Consider the following 26,207-nt stretch of genomic DNA (forward strand, 5'->3'; position numbering starts at 1 on the left):
CGGTAATATTACCCGTTCCCCAGGCGAATGCAAGCGGGGGAACGACCGATTGATTCATAATTAATCAATTAGTTAGCGATAAAGCGCTTTTCATCCGTCAGGATCTGCAGCAGCAGGCTGAGCTGCGGTTTGCGATTGTCGATCTTCTTACCGTCGCTATTCCAGGTGCTGTAGGTTCCGTTGTGGTTCAACACCACGGTGGCTTCCGGCGAGGTGACCGCCAGCGTATCGCCGTTCGCCGCGGTGACCCAGCTGCGGCGACGCGCGGGGCTAAACAGGTCTTCACCCTGCGAATACTCGTTCGCCGGGGTGGAGACGTGCAGCAGTCGCTGCATCAGCGTGGTCATCACATCTTTGTTATCGGTCAGCGTCGCGATAGTTTGCGCCGGAACGCCCGGCCAATGAATCACCAGCGGAACCTGCAGCCGATCTCTCGACCAGTCAAACTTGCCGTGCTGAGGATTAAGCGGCATGCCGTGACCAGCGGTGATGATAACCACCGTGTTATCCAGCTTGCCCGCTTCGCGCAGGGCGCTGAGCACCCGGCCGATTTGCGTATCGACCTCGCCCGCCGCGCGGTTATAGCGGCGCAGAAAGTTCTGCTGCTGGCCGTCGTCAAGCGAGGTGCCGTTGAGCGAAATCCACGAGAACCAGCGGTTTTCATCCTGAGCGTAGCGATTCAGCCAGCCAATCCACTGGTTTGCCGTCTGCTCGTCGCTTTGCGTTTTAGCGACCGGCAGCGAGAAGTCGGACAGCAGCGCCTGGCGATAGAGCGGGCTGCTGAAGCCATCGGAAGAGAACAGGCCCAGCTGATAGCCCTGCTGGTTGAGCGCGGTAATCAGCGCCGCCGGAATACGGGCCGACAGCACGCCATCCATATAGCCCGGTGAAATACCGTAGAACAGGCCAAAAATACCGCTGTCGGTGCTGTTGCCCGAACTCATATGCTGGGTAAAGTTGACGCTGCCCTGCGCGAAGCCGGCAAGCTCCGGCATATTCTTCTCGAAACGCGAGTAGTTCAGGTTATCAACGGTAATCAGCAGCACGTTATAGCCGGCGCCGAGATCGCGATAGCGCAGATCGCTCAGCGGATACTGTACGGAGACGGCTTCCGGAGCGCCTTGTTCCACCAGCCGACGCTGGTAATCCTGGGCGTCCAGCAGGCCGTGTTTCTCAAGGAAGCGCCGCGCCGTCATCGGATAGGAGAGCGGCAGGTTCGCCCGCTGCATGGTAATCGGACGATAGAAATTCGCATCGGCCCAGATATAGATCAGGTGGCTGCTGATAAAAGAGATAAAGAAAAACCAGGCGACGGGGCGCGCGTAGCGGCGGCGACGCGTCAGGCTGCGCAGCTTCTGCCAGCTCCAGGTCGCAAAGAGCATTTCCAGCAGGAAGATAATCGGCACGCTGATAAACATCAGCTGCCAGTCACGCGCCATCTCGTTCTGATCCGGGTTGATAACCAGTTCCCAGACGATAGGGTTGAGATGCAGGTGGAAGCGGGTGAAAACTTCGCTATCAATCAGCAGCAGCGTCATTCCTGCGGTAGCCAAAATGACCGACAGGAAGCGCATCAGCCGCTGTGATATCACGACAAAGGTCAGCGGAAAGAGGATCAGTACGTAGCTGGTAAAGATCAGAAAACTGAAGTGACCAACGAGGCTGACGTACGAAAAAATGCGTCCCCCCAGCGTCGTTGGCCAGTCGGCGACAAAAAGATAGCGGCTACCGAGCACCATAGCCAACAACATGTTGAACAGGGCGAACCAGTGCCCCCAGCTGACCATCTGGGAGACTTTTTCTCGGTAGGGCTGACGAAGAGTCACCATATAAAGTTGTTGGTTATCCTTAGTGCGCCGGATCGTCGTTGATTGAGGACTGCAGAGCCTGGGCAAAAGAACGGGCGATCGCCTGACGCTGCGCCGGCGCGACGCTACTATTGATCAGGTTGGTCACCATATTGCCTAGCACCATCAGTGAAAGGTCAACGGGGGCTTTGTGTGTTTCCAGCACGTTGGTCAGCTCGCTGAGCAGCCGTTCGACGTGTTCATCACTATAGCGGGATAATTGCGGCATAAAAGTCAAAATCTGTTTGTTCGTGAAAGGGCAACATATTACCGTAGCAGCAGCTTTTTTTCCGCATTTTTTCGCCACGGCGCAAAAGCGCGCAGGATCGCGAGTCTCCGCTAGCCGAAGAGTCACGCGCCGGTTGCGTCGCCGTCCCGGCGGTGGTTGAATACCGCCCGGTCTAAAAGGAGAGTTTAACATGAGTCTGGATATCGACCAGATTGCCCTGCATCAGTTAATTAAACGTGATGAACAAAACCTCGAGCTGGTGCTGCGCGATTCGCTGCTCGAGCCTAATGCCACGGTCGTGGAGATGATGGCCGAACTGCATCGCGTCTATAGCGCGAAAAACAAGGCCTATGGCCTGTTTAATGAAGAGAGCGAGCTGGCGCAGGCGCTGCGCCTGCAGCGCAAAGGTGAAGAGGATTTTCTGCCGTTCAGCCGCGCGGCCACCGGCCGCCTGCGCGACGAGCTGGCGAAATATCCCTTTGCCGAAGGCGGGATCGTCCTGTTTTGCCAGTATCGCTATCTGGCGGTTGAGTATCTGCTGGTGGCGGTGCTCAACAACCTGAGCAGCATGCGGGTCAACGAAGAGCTGGATATCCGCTCCACCCACTACCTGGACATCAATCATGCCGATATCGTGGCGCGCATTGATTTAACCGAGTGGGAGACGAACCCGGAATCGACCCGCTATCTGACCTTCCTGAAAGGCCGGGTAGGGCGCAAGGTCGCCGATTTCTTTATGGATTTCCTCGGTGCCAGCGAAGGGCTGAACGCCAAAGCGCAGAACCGCGGCCTGCTGCAGGCGGTGGATGATTTTGCCGCCGACGCGCAGCTGGATAAATCCGAGCGGCAGAACGTGCGGCAGCAGGTTTACGCCTACTGCAGCGAGCAGCTGCAGTCCGGAGAAGAGATCGAGCTCGAATCGCTCTCTAAAGAGCTGGCGGGGGTGAGCGAGAAGAGTTTCCAGGAGTTTACCGCCGAACAGGGGTATGAGCTGGAAGAGAGCTTCCCGGCGGATCGCAGCACTCTGCGGCAGTTAACTAAGTTTGCCGGCAGCGGCGGCGGGTTGACGATCAACTTTGATGCCATGCTGCTCGGCGAGCGCGTATTCTGGGACCCGGCGACGGATACGCTAACCATCAAAGGCACGCCGCCGAATCTGCGCGATCAGCTGCAGCGCCGGACTTCCGGCGGAAGCTGAAACTCAACGCTCCCGGCCGCGGGCCGCGGGCGTTTCCCTTCCTTAACCACGTGGTTTCAACGCCGCACCGTGCCAGCCGCGACGGTGAGATCGTGGATGGCAAAACCATCATGCTGCTGCAGCGCCTGGCGCTCAATTCAGCGTCGCTCTTTGCCGCAGAACGGGCAAAGAGCGATACGGTTTAGCGCAGCTGGCGGGCGATCGCGCTATACATCAGCGCGGCCTCCAGCGGCTGAGCGTTAAACGAAGGCTCCGCCTGCGGCCAGGTTGACCACTGGACGATAACCAGATGTTCGGCGCGATTGACCATAATCACCTGGCCGTAGATGCCGAGCGCCCACAGGGAATCCTTCAGCCCCTGCTGAGCCGTAGGTTCGACGTTTTTAGCATTGGCCGGAATCGCGTTATTCCACCACTGGAACCCGTAAATTCCGTCCGGGTGCGCCGCGGAGAGCGAGTTCTGCGCCTGAGTCCAGTCGGCGGCCATATCGAACCAGCCGTCAGGCACCAGCGATTCGCCGTTGGCCAGACGCCCGTCCCGGGCAACGAATTCACCGAAACGTCCCCAGTCTTCAAGCGTGGCGTTGAAGCCGTGGGCGCCGACGTCGTGCTTCCCTTGCTGATAGGCGTGCCACACGCCATCGTGGGCCATGCCGCCGGGCTGCCACAGCGACTGTTCCAGCCAGGCGGCAAGGGACATGCCGGTTGCCCGCTCCACGATATCCCCCAGCAGCCACGCGCCGCCGGAGGAGTAGGACCACTGCTCTCCGGCCGGATGCGCGCGCTTCAGGGAGGCGACGATCTGACGTACGCAGTCGTAGGCGCCCGGATGCGCTTCGCACTGGGTCAGCCGGGCGAAGTGGGACTGCGGGTTGGTGTAGTCCTCATTCCACTCGACGCCGGAGGTGTGCTGAATCAGCTGACGAAGCGTCACGCCGTCCCAGGCCGTCCCTTTAAGGTCGGGTTCATAATCGGTCACCAGGTCATCTAAAGAGTGGATTTTCCCCTGCTGGATGGCGATACCGACCAGCGTGGAGACCACCGCTTTGCCGACCGATCGTGAGGTCCACAGGGTCGTATCAGTGTTGCCGGCGCCAAGGTATTTGTAGGCAATTTTGCCCTCTTTCAGTACCAGGAAGCCGGTAACGTTCTGGCGCTGCAGGTAGTCCGACAGGTTCCAGGTGTGGCCGTTTAGGGTATAGCTGACGTCGGTCAGCTGCCTGTCCGCCTGCTGCAGCGCAACGGCGGCTCCGTGGTGAAAGACGTCGCCGGCATAGTTACGATAGTCGTTACGAAAACCAATCACCCGATCGGCCTGATCCCAACTGAGCATCTCTTTGGCCGCCGGCAGCGTTTTATCAAACGGCGTCGGGCAGGTATCGAGCAGCACGCCGCCGCACGACTGCTGCGGCTGAGCCTGAGCCAGCGCGACGCCGGGCAGGGCGGTTAGCATCAGCGCCAGAGCCAGCGGTTTGAGCGTTTTCATGTTTGTCATCAGAAATTCCTTGTTAGCCATTACAACCCGACGCGCAGTATATGAATCATCGGCCGCAGGCTAAAATCAGCCGATGGGGGATTTTCCCCCGCAAGGATGGGAAGGTATGAAGACGCTGCAGTACTCTTTTGCGCAAATTGAAGCATTCGCCACCGTCGCCGAAACGGGCTCGCTTTCGCGGGCGGCAATTCGTCTCGGCAAAGATCGCACCACGCTGCGCGATCTGTTGGATTATCTGGAAGACGCGCTGGGCTATGCGCTATTTCTGCGCCAGGGGCGGAGCCTGGCGTTAACCGCGGAGGGGGAGCAGCTTTTTCGCCAGGCGCATCTGCTGCTGCGCCAGGCGCAGGCTTTTGAGTCCTTTGCCCGGACGCTGCCGGGCACGGCGTGGCAGGAGCTGAGGGTGGCGTACGATCCCTTTGTGCCGCGCGGCTTTCTCTGCGCCCTGGCCGACGATCTTGCGCAGCGCCAGCTGCGAATGAGCTGCTGGAGCGCATCGCGTCGCGAGGCTGAACAGGCGCTGGCCGACGGCCATGCCGATCTGGCGATATGCTAGGCCAATAACCGCACCCTTGGCAGCGAGATGGAGTGGCGCGCGCTGGGGACCGTTGAGCTGGGATTTTATGCCGCAGAGCGGCTGTTTACCGGCTACGCGAGGCCGCTGACGCTGCTGAACCTGGCGCTGGTGCCGCAGCTGGTGATGCATCGCCGCTCTGACGATCAGATAGCCCGCCGGCTGCAAATCTCCGGCCATACGCAGTATATGAATGAAATCACGCTGCTGCGCCACGCCATGCAGCAGGGGCAGGGGTGGGGATTTTTGGCCGATCATTTTCAGGCGCAGCGCTGGGACGGGGTGAGTAAAATTGAAACCGAGGTCGGCAGTCAGGGGCTGAACGTCACGATGGTGATGCTCTGGCAGCCGGGAATGAACAAGCACCAGGCCCTGAAGACGGTTATCGATTTAGCGCCGGCGCTGTGGACGCAAAGCACATAACAAAACGCCCCGGACCTTGCGGACCGGGGCGTTTGCCATTCAACTGACTTTCGGCGATTAAGCGCGAACGAAGTCGATATGAGCCAGTTTCGGCTTGAACGGGTGACGCTGAACAGCCTGAACCTTAACTTTTTCTTCTTTACCAGCGATAACGATGGTCAGAACTTCGCTGTAGAACTCAGCTTTATCCTGAATGTTCCACACTTTGTCCTGGTCCAGCTCAATTGCTACCGGAGTAGCTTCGCCGCCATAAATGATGGCCGGGAATTTATTAGCTGCACGCAGGCGGCGGCTCGCACCCTTACCCTGCTCTTTACGTACTTCTGCGTCGATAGTAAACATTGATGTCTCTCTATATTTAAATCCTGCTACAGGCGACCCAGCAGCAGGCAGATGATCTGCTTTGCGAATGCAAAAGCGGGCGGCATTATAGCCGCATGAGGTTTTTACAGCAATCAAAACCTCAGCCTTAACGCTGATTAGCGCAGTTCGTTGGCCCGGCGAAAGCGTCCCTGATAGTCGAACATTTTCTCCCGCACCTGCCAGTATTGCCCCTTCATGCGGGCGACGACAAAGTCCGGATGGCGCAGCAGCGCCCGCTGGGCAAGGATATCGGCAGCGGTTATCCAGCGCAGCGGCACGCCGGGCGTGCGGGTGTGCGGGCGAATAAACAGCTGTTCAAACGCGGTGCGCTGGGCGGGAGTCTGCAGGCGGAAGCGCTCGCTGACGTCGGCGCCGTCTTCATCGTAGTAGGTGATTTTCAGCCACGGGCCTTTGTCGTCGGCGCCGTGCTGCAGATCCATGCCGCTACAGCGCAGCACCAGCGCATCTTTAAGCTTCAGCGCCGCCTTCAGCATATCATCCGGGTCGACGAGGATCGTATCGCACTCGCGGCAGCGGCGGGCGGCGATATCGTTTTCCGCATTACACTGCGGGCAGTTCTTAAAGCGAAAGCGAAAGTCGCACTGCTCGCGATGGCCCTCATCATCTTCAAACCAGCCCTGGCAGCGGCGGCCAAAATGTTCGATCAGCGTCCCGTCGGCGGTGGTTTTGCCCCAGAAGGTATTGGCGAAACCGCAGGCCGGACAGAATACCTGCACCGGCACGTTGTCGCTTTTACCTTTCGGCGTCCCGACCTCAGGCGCGTAGAGATCGTGCGGGTTGCCGGCATAGTCGAGGATCAGGCAGTCGGTTTTCCCCGGCGCCAGGCGCAGGCCGCGGCCGACGATCTGCTGATAGAGGCTGACCGATTCGGTGGGGCGCAGAATGGCGATAAGATCGACATGCGGGGCGTCAAAGCCGGTGGTCAGAACCGCCACGTTGACCAGATAGCGGTAGCGCTGCGCTTTAAACGATTCAATCATGCGGTCGCGCTGCGGCCCCGGCGTTTCGCCGGTAATCAGCTCGGCCTCGCCTGCGGGCAGCAGGCCGGTGATCTCCCGCGCATGCTCCACCGTCGCGGCGAAAATCATCACCCCTTTTCGCGTTTGGGCAAACTCAACGATCTGGCTGACGATATGCGGCGTAATGCGCCGCTGTTTTTTCAGTTCATGGTTGAGGTCGGCCTCGCTGAACAGGCCGTTGCTCTGCGCCTGCAGGCGGCTGAAATCGTACTGCACCACCGGCATGTCGAGCCGCTCCGGCGGCGTCAGATAGCCATTTTTAATCATGTAGCGCAGGGGCAGTTCATAAATGCAGTCGCGAAACAGCGCCTTCTCGTCGCCGCGCACCATGCCATGATAATGGAACTGATAGATCCACCCCTTGCCGAGGCGAAACGGCGTGGCGGTGAGCCCGAGCAGACGCAGCTGCGGATTGACCCGCCGCAGGTGGGCGATAATTTGCTGGTACTGACTATCGTCGTCATCGCCGATGCGGTGGCACTCATCGACGATCAGCAGCGAAAACTCCCCCTGGAACTGCTCAAGATTGCGGACAACCGACTGCACGCTGCCGAAAACCACCTTTCCTTGGCTCTCTTTACGCTTCAGCCCGGCGGCGAAAATATCGGCTTCCAGCCCAAGGGCAAGATACTTCGCGTGGTTTTGCGCCACCAGCTCCTTGACGTGCGCCAGCACCAGCACGCGGCCGCGGGCCAGGCGCGCCAGCTCGGCAATGACCAGGCTTTTGCCGGCCCCGGTCGGCAGGACGATGGCGGCGGGCTCATAGTGGCGACGAAACCAGGCTAAGGTGGCATCGACCGCCTCCTTTTGGTAGGGGCGTAAGGTAAAATTCATGGCTTCACAGGCGTTAATTAACTCGCAAATAGTATGCCATGAATCTTTTCCCTTGAGTGGCGTTAAGAGCCCGTTATACTAGCCAATGAATTTCTTCTTTTTCGGGCGCTTGCCCGCTCCAGCATTATTACAGGCTAAAAAAATCTCATGCGACTTGATAAGTTTATCGCTCAGCAACTTGGCGTCAGCAGGGCTATTGCCGGACGTGAAATCCGCAGCAGCCGCGTTCTTGTGGATGGTGAAATCGTGAAAGACGCTTCGTTCAAGCTCCTGCCGGAGCATGACGTTGAGTATGACGGCAATACGCTGACCCAGCAGAACGGCCCGCGCTACTTTATGCTTAACAAGCCGCAGGGTTACGTTTGCTCGACCGACGATCCGGATCACCCGACGGTGCTCTATTTTCTTGACGTCCCGGTGGCGCACAAGCTGCATGCCGCAGGGCGTCTGGATATCGATACTACCGGCTTGGTGCTGATGACCGACGACGGCCAGTGGTCGCACCGTATTACCTCTCCGCGCCATCACTGCGAAAAGACCTATCTGGTGAGCCTGGAAAACCCGGTCGATGAAAGCACCGCGGAGCAGTTTGCCCGGGGCGTTCAGCTGCATAATGAAAAGGAGCTGACCCGGCCAGCGGTTCTTGAAGTGGTGACCCCGACGGAGGTTCGGCTGACCATCAGCGAAGGGCGCTACCATCAGGTTAAGCGGATGTTTGCCGCCGTGGGCAACCACGTTGTCGGCCTGCATCGTGAACGAATCGGCGCTATCGCGCTGGACGACTCTCTGGAGCCCGGCGAGTATCGCCCGCTGACGGAAGAAGAGATTGCCAGCGTCGGCGTTCAGCATGCGCGGAGCAAAACGTGACCGCAAAACAGAATTCTTCCCTGGGGATTGTGTTTATTCTTGGCCTGCTGGCCATGCTTATGCCGCTGTCGATTGATATGTATCTCCCGGCTCTGCCGGTGATCTCGGCGCAGTTTAACGTGCCGGACGGCAGCGCGCAGATGACGCTTAGCACCTATATTCTGGGCTTTGCCTTAGGCCAGCTGCTGTACGGCCCGATGGCCGACAGCCTGGGCCGCAAGCCGGTGATCCTCGGGGGAACCCTGGTTTTTGCCGCCGCCGCGGTGGCCTGCGCGCTGTCGCAGACCATCGAAATGCTGATTACCATGCGCTTCTTCCACGGCCTCGCGGCGGCAGCGGCGAGCGTGGTGATTAACGCCCTGATGCGCGATATTTATCCGAAAGAAGAGTTCTCGCGGATGATGTCCTTCGTGATGCTGGTGACCACCATCGCCCCGCTGGTCGCGCCGATGGTGGGCGGGGCGGTGCTGGTATGGTTCAGCTGGCACGCGATATTCTGGATCCTTGCGGTGGCGGCGCTGCTGGCCTCGGCGATGATCGCATTCTTCATTAGCGAAACCCTGCCCCCGGAGCGGCGGCAGAAGTTTCATGTGCGCACCACGCTCGGCAACTTTGCCACCCTGTTCCGCCATAAGCGCGTGCTGAGCTATATGCTGGCGAGCGGCTTCAGCTTCGCCGGGATGTTCTCATTTCTCAGCGCCGGCCCGTTTGTTTACATCAATATTAACCACGTTTCTCCGCAGCACTTTGGCTACTATTTTGCGCTCAACGTGGCCTTCCTGTTCGTCATGACCATGATTAACAGCCGCTTCGTCCGGCGGATTGGGGCGCTGAATATGTTCCGCGCCGGGCTGTGGATCCAGTTCGCAATGGCCGTGTGGATGGTGGTCTGCGCGCTGTTTGATGTCGGCTTCTGGGCGCTGGTGTTCGGCGTGGCGGCGTTTATCGGCTGCGTGTCGATGGTGTCCTCGAACGCGATGGCGGTCATTCTTGATGAGTTCCCGCATATGGCCGGAACGGCCTCTTCGCTGGCGGGAACCTTCCGCTTCGGCATCGGCGCGATTGTCGGCGCGCTGCTGTCGATGGCGACCTTCACCACCGCCTGGCCGATGCTGATCTCTATCGCTTTCTGCGCCAGCAGCTCCATTCTCTTCTACCTCTACGCCAGCCGGCGGCGAAAGGTTGCGCTTTGAATCGCATTTAAGGGGGCTATTTCAGCCCCTTTTTTGATGCATATCAACCGCAGCGGGCTTCGTTATTCTGCTATTTGTTTCTTTTATGTAAAATCAATTCGTGTAAAAAGTCGCAATGTTGCGATAAAAAAGTTGTTTTGGATCACAGAAACGGGTACATATAGCCCCGAACGGTTCAGCAGCGAAACTATAAAGTTCTGGATAATAAGCGGTTAACCCCGGCGCCGCGCCGGTGTAAACGTTTTCCACGCTGAGACAGGACTATTTGTCAACAATGTGTTAATATTGATGTAAATTTATTGTGAAGCATTTTGCTTCCGGGGAAAACCAGGTGAATACACAGCAACTCTCTATCGTACACCGACTGCCGCAAAGCTATCGCTGGCTGGCCGGTTTTGCGGGTTCAAGAGTTGAACCGATTCCGCAAAACGGCGCGCAGAGCGAAAATAGCCTCGTGGCGCTGAAGTTACTCAGCCCGGACGGCGAGAATGCGTGGTCGGTTATGCATAAGCTTAGCCAGGCGCTCAGCGACATCGAAGTCGACTGCTCAATCGTGGAATGTGAAGGGGAGCCGTGCCTGTTTGTCAGCATGCAGGACGAGTTTGCCGCCACCTGTCGTTTGAAAAACTTCGGCGTAGCCATTGCCGAACCCTTCTCCGGCAACAACCCGTTCTAACCGTCAGCCCAGCGCCAGCAGCTGGCGGGTATACTCCTGCTGCGGAGCGGTAAATACGCGATCGCACTCTCCCTGCTCAACCACCTCTCCTTGCCGTAGCACTATCACCTGATGGCATAGCGTCCGCACGACGCGCAGATCGTGGCTGATAAAAATATAGGCCAGCCGATGCTTTTGCTGTAACGTCTTCAGCAGGGCGAGGATTTGCGCCTGTACGGTCTTATCCAGCGACGAGGTGGGTTCATCCAGCACGATAAGCTGCGGTTTGACAATCAGCGCCCGGGCGATAGCGATACGCTGCCGCTGGCCGCCGGAAAACTCGGCCGGGTAGCGCAGGCGCGTTTGCGGGTCCAGCCCCACTTCCTGCATCACCTGAATAACCGCCCGCTCACGCTCGGCGGAGGTCAGCGTCGGCTGGTGGACGCGCAGCCCTTCCTCAATAATCTGTAAAACGTTTAGCCGCGGGTTCAGCGATGAGTTCGGATCCTGAAACACGACCTGCATCCGACGGCGCAGCGGCAGCATCTGCCGGCGATTGCGCCCCTGCAGCGTCTGACCATCAAAGACAATTCCCCCCTCAGAGGCAATCAGGCGCAGCAGCGCCAGCCCGGTGGTGCTTTTGCCGGAACCGGACTCGCCCACCAGGCCCAGGGTTTCGCCGGCGCGCAGCTGAAAGCTCAGGCCGTTAACCACCCTATTATGCTCAACCACCCGGCGCAGAAGGCCCCGACGAACGGGAAAGGCGACGCTGAGCCCGCTTGCTTCGAGCAGCAGCGGCGCATCGAGCGCCAGCGGCACCGGCAGCCCCGCCGGTTCGCTATCCAGCAGGCGGCGGGTGTAGGGATGTTGAGGGGCGGAAAAAAGGGCACGGCGGTCGTTTTGCTCGACGCAGCGCCCGTTTTGCATCACCGCCACCCGGTCGGCGAGCTGGCGGACGATGCTCAGATTATGAGTGATAAACAGCAGCCCCATGTTCAGCTCTTGCTTCAGTTCGCGCAGCAGCTGCAGAATTTGCGCCTGTACCGAAACGTCCAGCGCGGTGGTCGGTTCGTCGGCAATCAGCAGCTCCGGGCGGGTGAGCAGGGCCATGGCGATCATCACCCGCTGGCGCTCGCCGCCGGAGAGCTGATGCGGATAGTCCGCCAGCCGGCGAGGGGCCTGGCGAATGCCGACGCGCTCCAGGCAGTCGAGAATCTCTCCCCGGGCGGCTTCTTTGCGCATTCCGCGATGCAGAGAGAGCACTTCATAGAGCTGCTTTTCCAGGGTATGCAGCGGATTGAGCGACACCATCGGCTCCTGAAAAATCATGGCGATACGGTTGCCGCGCACCCCGCGCAGAGTTCGCTCGTCGGCATGCAGCAGCGACTGGCCGTGAAAGCGGATATCGCCGCTGGGGTAGCTTACCGGCGGCGAGGGGAGCAGGCGCAGCACCGACAGCGCGGAAACGCTCTTCCCGGAGCCGGATTCGCCCACCAGCGCCAGGGTTTCCCCCGCCGCAATGTGCAGCGACAGTTCGCTGACGACGGTCCGGGTTTCACCCTGCTGGCGAAAGGCGATGGAGAGATTGTCGATTTCTAACAGAGGCTGCGCCATCTTATACCGCCTTACTGGGGTCGAAGGCGTCGCGAACCGCTTCACCAATGAAAATTAAAAGCGTTAACAGCACCGCGACGGACAAAAAGGCGGCGATCCCCAGCCACGGCGCCTGCAGGTTATTTTTCCCCTGCAGCAGCAGCTCGCCCAGCGAAGGCGAGCCCAGGGGCAGACCGAAGCCAAGAAAATCCAGCGAAGTCAGGGTGGTAATCGAGCTGCAGAGAATAAACGGCAGGAAGGTGAGGGTGGCGACCATCGCGTTGGGCAGCATATGGCGCAGGATGATGCTGCGGTCGTTCACCCCCAGCGCCTGCGCCGCGCGGATATAGTCGTAGTTACGGGTGCGCAGAAACTCGGCGCGCACCACGCCCACCAGCGTCATCCAGCCGAACAGGACGGTAATTGCCAGCAGCCACCAGAAGCCGGGCTGCACGACGCTGGAGAGGAGAATAATTAAAAACAGCGTCGGCATTCCCGACCACACTTCAATAAAGCGTTGCCCCCAGAGGTCGATTTTGCCTCCGTAGTAGCCCTGGATGGCGCCCGCCAGCACGCCGAGGACGCTGGAAAAGAGCGTCAGCAGCAGGCCGAACAGGATTGAGATCCGCGTTCCGTACAGGATTCGCGCCAGCACGTCGCCGCCGTTGGCGTCGGTGCCGAGCCAGTTCTGCGACGACGGCGGTGAGGGGAAGGGGGACTGGGTGGCAAAGTTGATGCTCGTCGCCCCGAAGCGCACCGGCGCCCACAGCACCCAGCCGTGAGCGTCGAGCTGCTTCTGCAGCCACGGATCCTGATAGTCGGCGGCGGTGGCGAAGTCGCCGCCGAAGGTCTTCTCGCTATACTCTTTTAATAGCGGAACGTACAGGCTGCCGCGGTACTGCACCAGCAGCGGACGGTCGTTGGCAATCAGCTCCGCGCCGAGGCTGCAGACGAAGAGGATCAAAAACAGCCACAGCGACCAGTAGCCGCGGCGGTTGTGGCGAAAGCGCGCCCAGCGGGCCTGGTTGACGGGACTCAAAAAAGACATCAGCGGCCCTCAAAATCGATACGCGGATCGACCAGCGTGTAGCAAATATCGCTGACGATATTAAGCAGCAGGCCAATCAGCGTAAAAATATACAACGTGCCAAACATCACCGGATAGTCGCGCGAAACCGTCGCCTCATAGCCCAGCAGCCCCAGGCCGTTGAGGGAGAACATCACTTCGATCAGCAGCGAACCGGTAAAGAACATGCTGATAAACATCGCCGGAAAACCGGCTATAACCAGCAGCATGGCGTTGCGGAACACGTGGCGCCACAAAATCTGCTTTTCACTCACCCCTTTGGCGCGGGCGGTGACCACGTACTGCTTGCGGATCTCATCCAGAAAGCTGTTTTTGGTCAGCATGGTGAGCGCCGCAAAGCCGCCGATCACCGTCGCCAGCACCGGCAGCGTGATGTGCCAGAGGTAGTCGAGGATCTTCTGATACCACGGCAGGCTGGCGAAATTAGCCGAGACCAGCCCGCGCAGCGGGAACAGGTCGAAATAGCTGCCGCCGGCGAAAATAACGATCAGCAAAATCGCGAACAGGAATGCCGGGATCGCGTAGCCGATAATAATCAGCGTGCTGCTCCAGATATCAAAATGGCTGCCGTTGCTGACGGCTTTACGGATGCCGAGCGGGATCGACACCAGGTAGATAATCAGCGTACTCCACAGGCCAAGAGTAATGGAGACCGGCATGCTGTTTTTGATCAGCTGCAGCACCGAGGCGCTGCGAAACAGGCTGTCGCCGAAATCAAAGCGCAGGTAGTCGCCGAGCATTTTCAGGTAGCGCTCGTGGATGGGCTTATCAAAGCCGTAGCGATGGGTTATCTCGGCGATAATCTCCGGGTCGAGGCCGCGCCCGCCGCGGTAGTGGCCCTCGCTGACGTTGCTAACCCCGGTACGCGCGTGGCTGGCGGCCATTCCGCTGTCGCCCGCGCCCGGCATCCCGCTATGATTGCCGAACTCAACGGCGGCGATGGCCTGATCGACCGGGCCGCCGGGGGCAATCTGAACAATAAAAAAGTTGATCGTGATGATCGCCCACAGGGTCGGGATAATCAGCAGCAGTCGGCGGATCAGGTATGCGCCCATCGTCGTTCCTTAGCGTCTGTCCGCGGGCAATTTTGCCGCTTTGTTAACGTCATACCACCAGCTGTCAAAGCCGGAGGAGTACATCGGCCGCGTAGGCGGGAACGAGAACTTATCCCACCAGGCCGTTCTGTCCTGCGCCATATACCACATCGGCAGCATGTAGTAGTTCCAGGTGAGCACCCGATCCAGCGCGCGGCCTAAGGGCAGCAGCTTCTGCTTATTGCCCTGCCAGCGAATAATCTGCGCGATGAGGCGATCCACGACCGGGCTTTGCACTCCCGGCGCGTTGTAGCTGGAGTGAATATAGGCCGAGTCCCAGGAGATCTGCAGGTCGGTGCCGGGCCACGGCGTCGCCCGCCAGACCACCGGCATCATATCGTAATCCCGGCTGCGGCGGCGATTGCTGTACTGGGAATTATCAACCTGGCGAATATCCATGGTGATGCCGAGACGCCGCAGGTTGTGCTGAAAGGGCAGAACCCAGCGATCGTTCCCGCCTGCGGGCAGCAGCAGCTCAAAACGCAGCGGCTTCCCGGTTTTCCCGTTCACCCGGCGCTGGTTTTTCAACACCCAGCCGGCCCGGTTGAGCAGGTCGTCCGCCTTCAGCAGATTCGCCCGATCGAAACCGCCGCCGTCGGATCGCGGCGGCTGATACAGACCGGTGAAGACCTCGGGCGGGAGATCGTTTTTCATCGGCGTCAGCAGGGCGAGCTCATCGGCATCGGGCGCCGCGCGGGCCGCGTACTCGGTATTCTGGAAGTAGCTGTTGGCGCGGCTGTAGGCGTTGTAAAACAGCGCCTTGTTCATCCATTCAAAATCGAAGGCGAGGGTGATGGCTTCGCGTACCTGACGATCGGCAAACACCGGGCGCTGAATGTTGAATGCCAGCCACTGGGTATCCTGTGCCGAGGTATTCTGATACTCATCCTTCACGATGTAGCCGCGCGTAAAGTTGCGTCCCACGTAGCGGGTGGCCCAGTTTTTGGCCATCGTCTCCTCCCGCCGGTCTACCGCCCCCGCCTTAAAGGCCTCGAAGGCGACGTTATCGTCGAGATAGTAGTCGTAGCGCAGCGTATCGAAGTTCCAGCGCCCGCGGTTGACCGCAAGATTGGCCGCCCAGTAGGTTTTAACGCGCGAGTAAACGATGTACTGCCCCATCCGCCAGTCGGTAATGCGATAGGGGCCGCTGGCCAGCGGCGGGGTGGAGAGCGGATCGCTGAGCTTATGGTCGCGCCAGAATTTTTCCGGCATCACCGGCAGGGTGAACAGGCCGAGCATGTTCTCTTTGCCCGCCTCGCCGAGCTCAATGCGCACGGTGAGCGGGGCAATAACCTTGACGCTGGTGCCTTTATAGTACAGGCGAAACTGCGGGACGCCTTCGGTCATAAATTTCTGGAAGGTAAAGGCGACGTCGCTGGCGCGGATCGGCGTGCCGTCATGAAAGCGGGCCTGCGGATTGATGGTGACCTCTGCCCACGAAAAGTCATCGGCGTAGCGCGCCCCGTTGGCGATCAGCGGATAGTAGCTGCCCGCTTCGTCGTCAGAGGTGGTGAATAAAGTATCGTACAGGGCATCGGTACGCACGCCGGGATTGCCGCGCAGCGCATAGCGGTTGAAGTTGTCGAAGGTGCCAATGGTGGCGAGCGTGATGCCGCCGCCTTTTGGCGCCGTCGGGTTGGCGTAGGCGAAATGGCTAAAGCCGTCAGGATATTTCGGCTCGCCGATAATGGCGAAGCTGTGGCTCTCTTTCACGGTCTGCGCCTGACCGTTAAGGCTAATGAAGGTAATTAATATCAGGCAGATACGCGCAAACATGGCCAGGTTATCATCCTCTGTCGGCGGCGCCAGAGCGGGCCCGTCCGTAGATTAAATCATTATCAGCGCCCGGCGGGGCGAAGTATTTCGCCGGTTCGTCATGCGCGGCGAGCAGCGTTTCCAGCGGCAGCGGCCGGCTTATCCAGTAGCCCTGCAGATACTGAACGCCGTGCTGGCGCAGCCACTCTGCCTGCTCAGGCGTTTCAACCCCTTCGGCAACGGTCAGAAGCTGCAGGCGGCGGCTCAGCGTCAGCACGGCATCAAGCACCGGCGAGGTGACGGTTTCGGTCCCGATAGCCTGCACGAAGCCGCGATCGATTTTCAGATAGTCGAAGTTGTAGCGTTCAAGATAGATCAGCGCGCTGTGGCCGGTGCCAAAATCATCAATCGCGATTTCAAAGCCCTGCTCGTGCAGCCAGTCAAAGATGGCCAGCGATCGGTGCTTATCGATCATCGCGCGTTCGGTTATCTCCAGCACCACGCTAAAGTGGCTGGCCGGCAGGGCGGCGGCGAAGCGCCGTAGATCCGGCTTAAAGCTGTCGGCGTGCAGGTGAGCCGGGGAGATATTCAGGCCGAGCTTGCTTCCCGCCGGCAGGATCTTTTGCAGCGTTGGCGCGTCGCGCGCGATCAGCGCCAGCAGATGGTGGGTCAGCGGGACGATCATCTGCTGGGTTTCGGCCAGGTTGATAAAGACGTCCGGAGGGATTTCGCCGGCGACCGGATGCCGCCAGCGCATCAGCACCTCAACGCCGCTAATGCGCAGCGTATCGGCTTTAACGACCGGCTGATAGACGATATAAAACTGGTCGTTCTTTATTCCCACCATGATCGCTTTTCGCGGATCGGACTTGATCGTTAGTACGTAATAGCCCAGCAGCCCCGCCAGCAGGCCGCATACCACGCCTAACAGCAGGGCGTACTGGGTGTTTTCAGCCAGCCAGCTGTTGGCGTAGAGATAAACCTTGAGCGGCAGCCCCTCGATCTGCGCTTCGCGACTCGGCGTGGCGGGGATCGCGTCGGGGTTAAGCAGCCGGCTGCTGAAGGCCGAAATGGCGCGGTTGTTGACCACCAGCGCCAGCCCGCTGAAGTCATTCTGGCGGGCAGAATAGAGAATATAGGGCGTCAGGTTGGTATTGATTGATACGAAAACGCCGTCGTTGCCGCCGTGCGGGCTGCGTACCCATAGCGCCAGCGCCGAGCTTTTGGGCATCATCGGCGTACCCGGCAGAATGGCCATAGCGACAGGTTTACTGATATCGAGCTGGGGAATGAGCCGCGCCAGGGGGCTGTTCATTGGCCCGGTAGCCGAAGAGCAAAACGCCTGGCCATTTTTGACCAGCAGAAAGGCCCGCACGTTCGGGCTAAACGCGGCGTGCGCGGTCAGGCCAGAGGCGATATTCTCGCAATTCTGGTCGACCAGCGGCTGCAGTTCGGCAATGGTCTGATTAAGCTCGTGGAAGTATTTATTCAGGTAAACGTTGACGTTTTTGATGATGGAGTCAAAGCGTTCTGCACGGTTGTGATAGATAACCATAAATTGGATGCTACTGGCCAGCAGGGCGACGAAAATCCCAATCAGGGTGCTGGTCAGCCAGATTTTTCGTCGGGGTGAGAAGTAGCGGGTAAGCATAGGCTATAGTCAGTCCGTGTTTATGAGGCGCGCCAATGGGGGTGACAGAAAAACGATTTCACCGTTTCCATTTAAAGACATAGCTTATATTGCGGCTTTGCGGGGCAATGAGCAAAAAAAACACTGCCTCGGCAGTGTTTTTAATTTTCGTTCGTCAGCCAAGGGAAAACTGACGACCGAAGAGATTACGAACGGCTCAGCACGCGACGCGCTTCGTTATAGCGCTTTTTCCAGTACGGCTCGTTCATGCTGGAGATGGTCACTCCGCTGCTGGTGGAAGCATGAACAAACTGGCTGTTGCCAATGTAGATCCCCACATGGCGGCCGGTGGAACCCGCTCTGAACAGGACTAAATCACCCGTACGCAGCCTGGGACCGTGAAATCGACTTGCCGGAATCCTGCTGCTCTGAAGTGGAGCGCGGCAGTTCCAGGCCAAACTGTTCGCGGAAGGTACGCTGCACGAATGCCGAACAGTCGATGCCTTTCCGGGTGCTGCCGCCAAGGCGGTAACGCACGCCTTTCCAGCTGGCATACTGGTCCATCAGGCGGGACTTGACGTCCAGATTGCTGACCATTGTTTCAAATTCATCCTGAGAGGCTTGCAGTGATGATAAATCGCCACTACCCACAGCAAGCGTCTCAGAATGCATATTCTTTGCGGTACTACTGGTCGAACTACAGGCAGAGAGCAAAACTGCCACTGCAACTGCGGGAACGACCCGCAGGATATATCTCAAAATCGGCTGAGATTTGACCATGTTGTTTGTTTTCCCTTGTTGTCCTTAACGACAATGTCGTTATAAAAAATGCCAAACGTGTTAGAGCCTAAATACCTGGCAGCAATGAGACAATTCCTGAAACCCAAATTTGTGCGGTAACGCACAATTTAATTCTGGTGCCGGTTTTACGTTGCTGGAAAGGCAAAACGAGAACGAGATTACCCTATCAACAGTGGGATGGCGAGCGGTTTTGCGCGATTTCTTATAAGAATTTTTGCGACAAAAAGTGAATCATCGGGAAAGGACAAAATAGCGGCAAAGATGGGTAAAAAATACGCAATTACCTCATTTTTAAGACGATCAATGTGACAGGAAGATGATGGCGGGGATAAAAAGGGCGCAACATAAAAAAAGGGACCGAGAACGATCCCTTATGGATATTTAATAATATGCGACGGGAATGTTAATTTTTATGCATTCCGCCGGGCAGGGTTCGATCGAACCAGGCAATCAGTTTGTCGCTCAACGGGGTCAACAGAACCCAGGGAGCGCCGATCAGCAGCGCGGTTAATGAACCGACGGCAATATCGGTAAACCAGTGGGCGCCAATCATCACCCGCGGGAAGGCAAACACAACGAAAATGGCGAGGGAAATAGCAAACGCCCGACGGCCAAAATAGCGCCACATGAAGGTGGCGAAAATCAGCAGCATCATCCCGTGATCGCCCGGGAAGCTATCCTTCGAGCCATCTTTCGTCGGGAATGAGACCACGTCGCTGACCTTGACGATACCGCTAAACGAGAGCGACGGGCTGGCGCGCTTAACCGGCATCAGGTGCTGCGCCAGCTGGTTTATCACCACCGCGGAGAGCAGCATCACCAGGCCGATAATCACGATTCGGCGGCGGCCGGCGCTTTGCTCTTTCAGCCAGAAGCTCAGCATCAAGCTGCCCATTGCCAGCAAAGAGCAGGCGTCGAAAGCGCGGTTGTTGATAATCGCCAGCAGCCAGGTATAGCCGCGGTTGATGCCCACGTTATGGTTAAAGAAGTGGAAAATGGCGGAATCCAGCGGCAACCACAGCCCGTGGTTGACGGGCAGATACCATGATAAAAAAAGCGCAACGCCCGCGGCGTTAAGCAGCAGGATTAGGGGGATTCGGGTTTTATTCATAACGGTCGCATATTAGGTAAACGAGGGCAAACATAGCCGCCTTAACTTAAACGTAGCCTCAACAGAGTGGCTTGTAGCGCATTCCAGTCCGCTTCGCCGTCGCAGATCGAGCTCAATGCGGCTGTCCGGCGGGGCAACGTTCTGCGTTTCAATATTGAGGTCCAGCCCCTGACGGTTAATCCGCACCAGGCCTTCGGCAATACGCATCACGCCCTTCACCCGGCCCACCGGGGCCAGGCGCGCCCACTCCAGCAGGCCAACGGTATCAAAGGTGGTATCCGCATCAAAAATCCAGCCGCAGGCCTGGTAGCCCTGACCGCCGTTCAGGCTGCGGCGCCAGCGCTGGTGGCCGGGGAGACTCAGCGCCGCCAGTCCTTTTTTCTGTCCATGGGCGTGGGCGTGTTCCGCGCTTTCCGGCAGCGGGCGAAGATTGAGGCGCGGCAGATCCAGCAGCGCCGGGTCAATGCTCCCCTGGGTGGCGCTGACCTGCAGGCGTCTGCCGGCATACTCCTGCCACCAGGTGCTGAAGGCGCGCTCGCTTTCAGCGGTCATCCGGTCGGTTTTATTGCTGATAATGACGTCGGCGGCGGCCAGCTGGTCGCGGAAGTTTTCGTTGGCTACGACCTTCGGATCCAGAAGCTGACGGGGATCGAGGACGCACAGCGTCGCGCGCAGGTCGATCCACGGCTCGTAGACCGCGGCGGTGAGAATATCGAGGATCTGCTTTGGGTGACCGAGCCCGGTGGGCTCAATCAGCAGGCGGTCCGGCTTCCCCTGGCGCAGCAGCGTATTTAGCCCGACCTGCATTGGCAGGCCGTTGACGCAGCACATGCAGCCGCCGGGGATCTCTTTAAGCAGCGCGCCGCTATCGGCCAGCAGAGCGCCGTCGATGCCAACTTCGCCAAATTCATTGACCAGTACGGCCCATTTTTCATCCGCAGGCTTATGGGCCAGCAGATGAAGAATCGAGGTCGTTTTACCGCTGCCGAGAAACCCCGTGATCAAGTTTGTTTTGGTCACCTTTTCTCCAGGATACAAATGTAATGTTGTAACAGTTGAGACTATCCTGACGAAAAAAAGGGGAAAAGAGAAGGGTTGGGGCGGACAGAAAATATTTCTGTCCGTTAAACCGCAGAAATTGTTAAGAATCCAGCGCGGCGGCGATAGCGTTGCGCGCACCCAGCGATGAGAGCTGGCGCCAGGCTGACGTCACGTTGGCCACGAATTCCGCGCTGCGCGGGAGGTCGCTGGCAAAAATCTCTTCGAGGGAGAGCAGGGCGCTGACCCGCTCTTGTTCCCGGCTGCTGGCGACCAGGGCCTGGATTTTCTCCGCCAGCGGATCGCGCACGTCGATCGGCTGACCGGCATCGTCCACGCCGCTGACGTAGCGCATCCAGCCCGCGACGCCGAGCGCCAGCAGCGGCCAGCGGCTGCCGCGCGCGAGGTGCAGCCGAATACCGTCAAGCATGCGCTGCGGGAGCTTCTGGCTACCGTCCATGGCGATCTGCCAGGTGCGATGCTTTAACGCCGGGTTGCTGAAGCGCTCGAGAAGGCCGTCGGCGTAGCTCGTTAGATCGACGCCTTCAATAGAGAGCGTTGGCGCCTGCTCAGCGAGCATCAGCCGTCGCGCGGCGGCGCGCAGCACCTCATCCTGCATACAGTCGCTGATATGCGCATTGCCCGCCAGGTAGCCGAGCCAGGCGAGGAAAGAGTGGCTACCGTTGAGCATCCGCAGCTTCATCTGCTCCCACGGCAGCACGTTGTCGGTCATCTGCACACCGGCGGTTTCCCACGCCGGGCGGCCGGCGACGAAGTTATCTTCAACCACCCACTGAATAAACGGCTCGCAGCTGATGGCGCAGGGATCTTCGACGCCCAGCGCGGCGCTGATTTCCGCCAGCGACTCGTCGGTGGCGGCGGGAACGATGCGGTCAACCATCGTACCCGGGAAGCTGACCTGTTCGGCAATCCACTGCGCCAGCTGCGGACAGCGTTTCTCCGCCATGCCCAGCACGGCGTTTTTCACCACGTGGCCATTGTCCGGAATATTATCGCAGGAGAGCACGGTAAACGGCGGCAGGTTGCGCTCGCGGCGGCGGGCGAGCGCCTCGACCAGAATGCCCGGAACCGACTGCGGCTGCGTCGGGTTGTCCAGATCGTGCACGATGCGCGGCTGCCTGATATCCAGCAGGCCGCTGGCCGGATCGATGCAGTAGCCTTTTTCCGTAATCGTCAGGGAGACGATGGCGACCTGCGGTTCGCAAAACTTCTCTATTATCGCCGGGAGAGAATCGAGTTTGGCGTTCAGGCACTCGTGGACCGCGCCGACCACGATAGCCCTGTTGCCCTGCGCCCCTTTCTCCAGCACGGTAAACAGGTGATCCTGCTGACGGAGCTGGCTCATCAGCCGATCGCCGCTGAACAGACTTATTTCGCAGATCCCCCAGTCGCCGCCGCTGGCGTTGAGCACCCGGTCGGTGAGCAGCGCCTGGTGCGCGCGATGAAAGGCGCCAAACCCAAAGTGCACAATACGCGAGCGCAGACTGACTGCGATCGTAGCGGGGAAGCTGCACCTCTTCCGGTAGCGTAGCTGTAGCAATAGTTGTCATTCTTTACACACCTGATTAACCAATGATTAACACAATCAGTCTAAAGTTATATGACAACAAATTAAATTGGTGAGCCGTGTTTATACGCTTAGTGTGAGCTGGATCAATCAATTTAGCGGGATAAATTGATCCTTCACGAGAAGCCTGTATGGTAGTCGTCATTGATTTTCGCGTTATTGGTATAACAACTTTAAAGGGGTATAGCGATGGAGCAAACCTGGCGTTGGTACGGACCGAACGATCCGGTATCGCTTGATGATGTACGACAGGCCGGCGCGACGGGCGTGGTTACCGCGTTGCACCATATTCCGAACGGGCAGGTCTGGCCCGTTGCAGAGATTAAGCAGCGCCAGGCGCTGCTGGCGGAAAAAGGGCTGACGTGGTCGGTCGTCGAAAGCATCCCGGTGCATGAAGAGATCAAAACCCACAGCGGGGAGTATGCGACCTGGATTGCCAACTATCAGCAGAGCATCCGCAACCTGGCGGCCTGCGGGATCGATACCGTGTGCTACAACTTCATGCCGATCCTCGACTGGACGCGCACCGATCTGGAGTATCAGCTAGCGGACGGATCTAAGGCGCTGCGTTTTGATCAAATCGCTTTTGCCGCCTTTGAGCTGCATATTCTGCAGCGCGCCGGCGCGGAGGCCGACTACAGCGAAGAGGAGCAGCGCCAGGCGCAGGCCTACTTCGGGATGATGAGCGCGGCGGAAGTCGAAAAGCTGACCCGCAATATTATTGCCGGCCTGCCGGGAGCCGAAGAGGGCTACACCCTCGAGCAGTTCCGCGCGCGCCTGGCGGAATATGACCATATTAATAAAGCGCAGCTGCGCGAAAATATGGCGGTCTTCCTGCGCGCCATCGTGCCGGTATGCGAAGAGGTGGGGGTTCGTCTGGCGGTTCACCCGGACGATCCGCCGCGTCCGATCCTCGGCCTGCCGCGCATCGTGTCGACCATCGAAGATATGCAGTGGCTGAAAGAGGTGGTTGATAGCATTCACAACGGCTTTACCATGTGCACCGGCTCCTACGGCGTACGCGCCGACAACGACCTGGTGAAAATGATTGAAACCTTCGGCGATCGTATTCACTTCACTCATCTGCGCTCGACCTGCCGCGAAGAGAATCCGAAAACCTTCCACGAGGCGGCGCACCTGAACGGCGACGTGAATATGGTGGCGGTGGTGAATGCGATTCTGAGCGAAGAGCTGCGCCGCCGGCGCGCCGGCGATCTGCGTCCGATCCCGTTCCGTCCGGATCACGGCCACCAGATGCTGGACGATCTGCGTAAGAAAACCAACCCGGGTTATTCGGCGATCGGTCGCCTGAAGGGGATGGCGGAAGTGCGCGGCGTTGAGCTGGCGCTGAAGATGACGAAGTATCCGGAACTGCTGTAGTTCACGGCACGTCGGATAAAAAAATGCCCGCCAGCATCGCCACTGACGGGCATTTTTGCATTGACGACCCGCCGTTCGATTAGTCGGCGCGGCCCATATAGCGGCTTTCTTCGATATGGATACGAATGCGTTCGCCCGCGCTCAGATACTCAGGAACCTGCACCACGAGGCCGGTGCTCAGGGTTGCCGGTTTGTTGCGCGCGCTGGCGGAAGCGCCCTTGATGCCCGGAGCGGTTTCAACAATTTCCAGATCGACGGTCTGCGGCAGCTCCAGCGCCAGCAGCTGGCCGTCCCAGGTCAGAACCTGCATGTCCGGCATGCCGCCTTCCGGAATAAACAGCAGCTCTTCTTCAATCTGCTCTTTGGTGAAGATGTACGGGGTGTAATCTTCTTTATCCATAAATACGTATTCGTTGCCGTCGACGTAGGAGAAGTCAACGTAGCGGCGGGTCAGGGTCACGGTGTCGACAATATCGTCGCCCTTAAAGCGTTCTTCAACCTTCAGGCCGGTACGGACGTCGGCGAAACGCATTTTGTACAGCGTTGCTGCGCCGCGGGCGCTTGGCGACTGAATATCAATATTTTTCACAATCAGCAGCTTGCCGTTGTAATTCAGCACCATACCTTTTTTAATTTCATTCGCTCTTGGCATTGCGGTAATCCTGTAACGTAAAGGGTCAAATATCGCGTCAAACTACTCGCGCCGGGCCTTTCAGGCAAGCGGAATTCGCGCGTTTTGCTATCTTCGGATAAAACGTTTAGGCTGAGGCTGAAAAAGCACCGTTAAGAGAACCATCTATGGAATGTCGTACTGACTGCGGTGCCTGCTGTATCGCCCCCTCCATCTCATCCCCGATCCCCGGCATGCCGAACGGCAAGCCCGCGAATACGCGCTGTGTCCAGCCTCTCGGCGAGCAACCTGTGCAATATCTTTGGCTCGCCGTTGCGCCCGAAAGTTTGCGGCAGCCTGCAGCCGGAACGCGAGATGTGCGGCACCCGGCGCGATGAGGCAATGGCGTACCTTATTCACCTCGAACGGCTCACCGCCGGCTAGCGGCGCGCCGTATTCGCTCTACGCTCTAAATGTCCCTGATGCGCCACAGGCACAGCTGGGCGATGGCCCCCATGCCAGGCGCAATCCAGAATACCGCGTGATAGCTCCAGATTTCAGCGACCACGCCGGCCAGCGATCCGGCAATAATCCAGCCGACGCGGATGGTATTGGCATACAGCGTGGTTGCCGCTCCCGCCTGGCCCGGCATTAAATCCTGAAAATAGAGCATGCCAATTCCCGCGAGGATGCCAATAAAAATGGCGTTCAGCAGCTGTAAAGCCAGCAGCAGCCCTGGCGTATGGACCAGCAGCATGCCGACGTAAAACAGCAGCCCGGCGACGGCCGCCGCGCGCATCAGAAAACGCTTGCCGAAGCGGCGGGCGTAATAGCCGGCGATCAGCATCGTTGGAATTTCAAGCCCGGCGGCGGCGCCCATCATTAAGCCGGCCAGTTTCTCCGGCAGGTGCAGCTCATTAATGATATAGAGCGGCATATTAATGATGTAGAGGCTGTTGATGCCCCACATTAGCGTGCAGACGCTGAACAGCAGCAGCGCGTCGCGGCGATGGGTGCGCGGAGCTTCCAGCTGACCCGAGGCCGCCTGTGGCGCTTTGCGCATGCTGGGCAGAAAGAACCAGACTATCGCGCCGCAGAAGACAAAGGCGACGGCGGCGCAGAGGTACATCACGGTAAAGCCGAACCCCATCGCCAGCGCGTAGGCCAGCGGCGGGCCGATAACCCATGCCAGCGACACCTGGGCGCGCAGAATCGAGCTGAACATCACCGCCTCGCGGCCGGTTTTATCCGCATGCTCGCGGGCCAGGGCGAACATCTGCGGGTTGGCGGTGGAGCCGAAGCTGCTGAGAAATACCCCGACGAAAAGCAGGACAAAGTAGCTGCGGTTCCACGCAAACAGCAGGCAGGCCAGCACGCCCAGCAGGCAGCAGAAGACAATCAGTCTGTTTACGATCCCCGCGGCGGTCCGAGCGCCCGGCGAGAAACTGGCTCACCAGAATGCCGATGACCGCGCTGCCGGTAAAAAAGAAGCCGACCATCGCCGGGCGCACGTGCACCTCGTTGGTCAAAAACAGGCTCAAGGTTGGCGTTTGCAACGCGCCGGCAATCCCGGTCAGAAAGGCGACAATCAGGAAGGCGGAAGAGGTCAAATCGAATCCGCGGCGGGGAAGGGCGGCGCTACTGTTTTGCATGTGCGGTTATCTGTGGTTTCAGGAGTCGCGGAGTTTACGCCGCCAGTCAGAAAATGAACAGTAGTATGGCATGAATAAAGCAAAGAGGCGTTTCAAAACGTTGCGTTCAGCAAAATGCTGAAGCGGAGGTCAATCTTGCAATACAGCTTC

At 58.8% G+C, this 26,207-nt stretch carries 16 protein-coding genes and 7 pseudogenes; 7 read left to right on the top strand and 16 right to left on the bottom strand.

Going from position 1 to position 26,207, the window contains the following annotated elements:
* Window positions 1-68: 68 nt before the first annotated feature.
* Together yejM and ABOC21_RS07400 are read right to left on the bottom strand one after the other, a co-directional pair.
* Window positions 69-1,829: an LPS biosynthesis-modulating metalloenzyme YejM gene (gene yejM, locus ABOC21_RS07395; RefSeq protein ID WP_426814099.1), complete on the bottom strand. Its 1,761-nt coding sequence runs from the start codon at window positions 1,827-1,829 to the stop codon at window positions 69-71.
* 19 nt (window positions 1,830-1,848) lie between these two features.
* Window positions 1,849-2,076: a YejL family protein gene (locus ABOC21_RS07400; protein WP_426814100.1), complete on the bottom strand. Its 228-nt coding sequence runs from the start codon at window positions 2,074-2,076 to the stop codon at window positions 1,849-1,851.
* Between the two features lie 190 nt (window positions 2,077-2,266).
* Here ABOC21_RS07400 and yejK point away from each other — a divergent pair, with 190 nt between their 5' ends.
* Window positions 2,267-3,274, top strand: a complete 1,008-nt coding sequence (yejK, locus tag ABOC21_RS07405) for a nucleoid-associated protein YejK (protein ID WP_095100661.1) — start codon at window positions 2,267-2,269, stop codon at window positions 3,272-3,274.
* Between the two features lie 181 nt (window positions 3,275-3,455).
* Here the strand turns inward: yejK and ABOC21_RS07410 are convergent, their stop codons facing one another.
* Window positions 3,456-4,760 (bottom strand): serine hydrolase domain-containing protein, encoded by a 1,305-nt coding sequence (locus tag ABOC21_RS07410; RefSeq protein WP_426815595.1) that lies wholly within the window; start codon window positions 4,758-4,760, stop codon window positions 3,456-3,458.
* 115 nt (window positions 4,761-4,875) lie between these two features.
* Here ABOC21_RS07410 and ABOC21_RS07415 point away from each other — a divergent pair.
* Window positions 4,876-5,766, top strand: a pseudogene (locus ABOC21_RS07415) (LysR family transcriptional regulator).
* 57 nt (window positions 5,767-5,823) lie between these two features.
* On the opposite strand, the gene rplY reads toward ABOC21_RS07415, so the two are convergent.
* The gene (gene rplY, locus ABOC21_RS07420; RefSeq protein WP_426815596.1) at window positions 5,824-6,108 is read right to left on the bottom strand and encodes a 50S ribosomal protein L25; all 285 of its coding nucleotides are present in this window, start codon (window positions 6,106-6,108) and stop codon (window positions 5,824-5,826) included.
* A gap of 137 nt (window positions 6,109-6,245) precedes the next feature.
* On the bottom strand, window positions 6,246-8,003 hold the full coding sequence (locus ABOC21_RS07425; RefSeq protein WP_426814101.1) for a DEAD/DEAH box helicase: 1,758 nt from the start codon (window positions 8,001-8,003) through the stop codon (window positions 6,246-6,248).
* A gap of 147 nt (window positions 8,004-8,150) precedes the next feature.
* Here ABOC21_RS07425 and rsuA point away from each other — a divergent pair, with 147 nt between their 5' ends.
* From rsuA to ABOC21_RS07440, 3 genes are all read left to right on the top strand, one after another.
* A complete protein-coding gene (gene rsuA, locus ABOC21_RS07430; RefSeq protein WP_426814102.1) occupies window positions 8,151-8,870 on the top strand; it encodes a 16S rRNA pseudouridine(516) synthase RsuA in 720 nt (239 codons plus the stop codon).
* The gene (locus tag ABOC21_RS07435) at window positions 8,867-10,063 is read left to right on the top strand and encodes a Bcr/CflA family multidrug efflux MFS transporter (RefSeq protein WP_426814103.1); all 1,197 of its coding nucleotides are present in this window, start codon (window positions 8,867-8,869) and stop codon (window positions 10,061-10,063) included. Before rsuA ends, ABOC21_RS07435 begins: the two co-directional genes overlap by 4 nt.
* A gap of 331 nt (window positions 10,064-10,394) precedes the next feature.
* Window positions 10,395-10,739, top strand: a complete 345-nt coding sequence (locus ABOC21_RS07440; RefSeq protein WP_426814104.1) for a YejG family protein — start codon at window positions 10,395-10,397, stop codon at window positions 10,737-10,739.
* A 3-nt stretch (window positions 10,740-10,742) separates the two neighbouring features.
* On the opposite strand, the gene yejF is transcribed toward ABOC21_RS07440, so the two are convergent.
* The 9 genes and pseudogenes from yejF to ABOC21_RS07485 form a co-directional block, all read right to left on the bottom strand.
* Window positions 10,743-12,332 carry a microcin C ABC transporter ATP-binding protein YejF gene (gene yejF, locus ABOC21_RS07445; protein WP_426814105.1) on the bottom strand — a complete coding sequence of 530 codons (1,590 nt, stop codon included), beginning with the start codon at window positions 12,330-12,332 and terminating at the stop codon, window positions 10,743-10,745.
* Between the two features lies 1 nt (window position 12,333).
* Window positions 12,334-13,359 (bottom strand): microcin C ABC transporter permease, encoded by a 1,026-nt coding sequence (locus tag ABOC21_RS07450; RefSeq protein WP_426814106.1) that lies wholly within the window; start codon window positions 13,357-13,359, stop codon window positions 12,334-12,336.
* Window positions 13,359-14,453, bottom strand: coding sequence for a microcin C ABC transporter permease YejB (locus ABOC21_RS07455; RefSeq protein WP_426814107.1), 1,095 nt, complete (start codon window positions 14,451-14,453; stop codon window positions 13,359-13,361). The genes ABOC21_RS07450 and ABOC21_RS07455 overlap by 1 nt, the downstream gene beginning before the upstream one ends.
* 9 nt (window positions 14,454-14,462) lie before the next feature.
* Window positions 14,463-16,268, bottom strand: coding sequence for an extracellular solute-binding protein (locus ABOC21_RS07460; RefSeq protein WP_426814108.1), 1,806 nt, complete (start codon window positions 16,266-16,268; stop codon window positions 14,463-14,465).
* A 79-nt stretch (window positions 16,269-16,347) separates the two neighbouring features.
* Window positions 16,348-17,898: pseudogene (locus tag ABOC21_RS07465) on the bottom strand (cyclic di-GMP phosphodiesterase); the annotation flags it as partial.
* Window positions 17,899-18,083: 185 nt separating this feature from the next.
* Window positions 18,084-18,657, bottom strand: a pseudogene (mepS, locus tag ABOC21_RS07470) (bifunctional murein DD-endopeptidase/murein LD-carboxypeptidase).
* A gap of 424 nt (window positions 18,658-19,081) precedes the next feature.
* Window positions 19,082-19,789: a phosphatase PAP2 family protein gene (locus tag ABOC21_RS07475; RefSeq protein WP_426814109.1), complete on the bottom strand. Its 708-nt coding sequence runs from the start codon at window positions 19,787-19,789 to the stop codon at window positions 19,082-19,084.
* Window positions 19,790-19,830: 41 nt separating this feature from the next.
* Window positions 19,831-20,809 (bottom strand): annotated as a pseudogene (locus ABOC21_RS07480) (CobW family GTP-binding protein).
* Between the two features lie 121 nt (window positions 20,810-20,930).
* Window positions 20,931-22,398 (bottom strand): annotated as a pseudogene (locus tag ABOC21_RS07485) (mannitol dehydrogenase family protein).
* 206 nt (window positions 22,399-22,604) lie between these two features.
* Between ABOC21_RS07485 and uxuA the strand changes: the two are divergent.
* Entirely contained in the window at window positions 22,605-23,795 is a 1,191-nt protein-coding gene (uxuA, locus tag ABOC21_RS07490) for a mannonate dehydratase (RefSeq protein ID WP_426814110.1), read from the top strand.
* 79 nt (window positions 23,796-23,874) lie between these two features.
* Here the strand turns inward: uxuA and yeiP are convergent, their stop codons facing one another.
* Window positions 23,875-24,447 (bottom strand): elongation factor P-like protein YeiP, encoded by a 573-nt coding sequence (gene yeiP / locus ABOC21_RS07495; RefSeq protein ID WP_076945747.1) that lies wholly within the window; start codon window positions 24,445-24,447, stop codon window positions 23,875-23,877.
* 146 nt (window positions 24,448-24,593) lie between these two features.
* Between yeiP and ABOC21_RS07500 the strand changes: the two are divergent.
* Window positions 24,594-24,849: pseudogene (locus ABOC21_RS07500) on the top strand (YkgJ family cysteine cluster protein).
* Window positions 24,850-24,874: 25 nt separating this feature from the next.
* On the opposite strand, the pseudogene setB reads toward ABOC21_RS07500, so the two are convergent.
* Window positions 24,875-26,057: pseudogene (gene setB, locus ABOC21_RS07505) on the bottom strand (sugar efflux transporter SetB).
* Between the last annotated feature and the right edge of the window lie 150 nt (window positions 26,058-26,207).

The sequence above is a fragment of the Klebsiella sp. WOUb02 genome (genome assembly GCF_050058015.1).
Classification (GTDB): Bacteria; Pseudomonadota; Gammaproteobacteria; order Enterobacterales; family Enterobacteriaceae; genus Klebsiella.

Coding starts and splice junctions, on each gene's coding strand:
- yejM (WP_426814099.1), bottom strand. CDS start 1,829: ATGGTGACTCTTCGTCAGCCCTACCGAGAAAAAGTCTCCCAGATGGTC.
- ABOC21_RS07400 (WP_426814100.1), bottom strand. CDS start 2,076: ATGCCGCAATTATCCCGCTATAGTGATGAACACGTCGAACGGCTGCTC.
- yejK (WP_095100661.1), top strand. CDS start 2,267: ATGAGTCTGGATATCGACCAGATTGCCCTGCATCAGTTAATTAAACGT.
- ABOC21_RS07410 (WP_426815595.1), bottom strand. CDS start 4,760: ATGAAAACGCTCAAACCGCTGGCTCTGGCGCTGATGCTAACCGCCCTG.
- rplY (WP_426815596.1), bottom strand. CDS start 6,108: ATGTTTACTATCGACGCAGAAGTACGTAAAGAGCAGGGTAAGGGTGCG.
- ABOC21_RS07425 (WP_426814101.1), bottom strand. CDS start 8,003: ATGAATTTTACCTTACGCCCCTACCAAAAGGAGGCGGTCGATGCCACC.
- rsuA (WP_426814102.1), top strand. CDS start 8,151: ATGCGACTTGATAAGTTTATCGCTCAGCAACTTGGCGTCAGCAGGGCT.
- yejF (WP_426814105.1), bottom strand. CDS start 12,332: ATGGCGCAGCCTCTGTTAGAAATCGACAATCTCTCCATCGCCTTTCGC.
- ABOC21_RS07450 (WP_426814106.1), bottom strand. CDS start 13,359: ATGTCTTTTTTGAGTCCCGTCAACCAGGCCCGCTGGGCGCGCTTTCGC.
- ABOC21_RS07455 (WP_426814107.1), bottom strand. CDS start 14,453: ATGGGCGCATACCTGATCCGCCGACTGCTGCTGATTATCCCGACCCTG.
- ABOC21_RS07460 (WP_426814108.1), bottom strand. CDS start 16,268: ATGTTTGCGCGTATCTGCCTGATATTAATTACCTTCATTAGCCTTAAC.
- ABOC21_RS07475 (WP_426814109.1), bottom strand. CDS start 19,789: ATGAATAAAACCCGAATCCCCCTAATCCTGCTGCTTAACGCCGCGGGC.
- uxuA (WP_426814110.1), top strand. CDS start 22,605: ATGGAGCAAACCTGGCGTTGGTACGGACCGAACGATCCGGTATCGCTT.
- yeiP (WP_076945747.1), bottom strand. CDS start 24,447: ATGCCAAGAGCGAATGAAATTAAAAAAGGTATGGTGCTGAATTACAAC.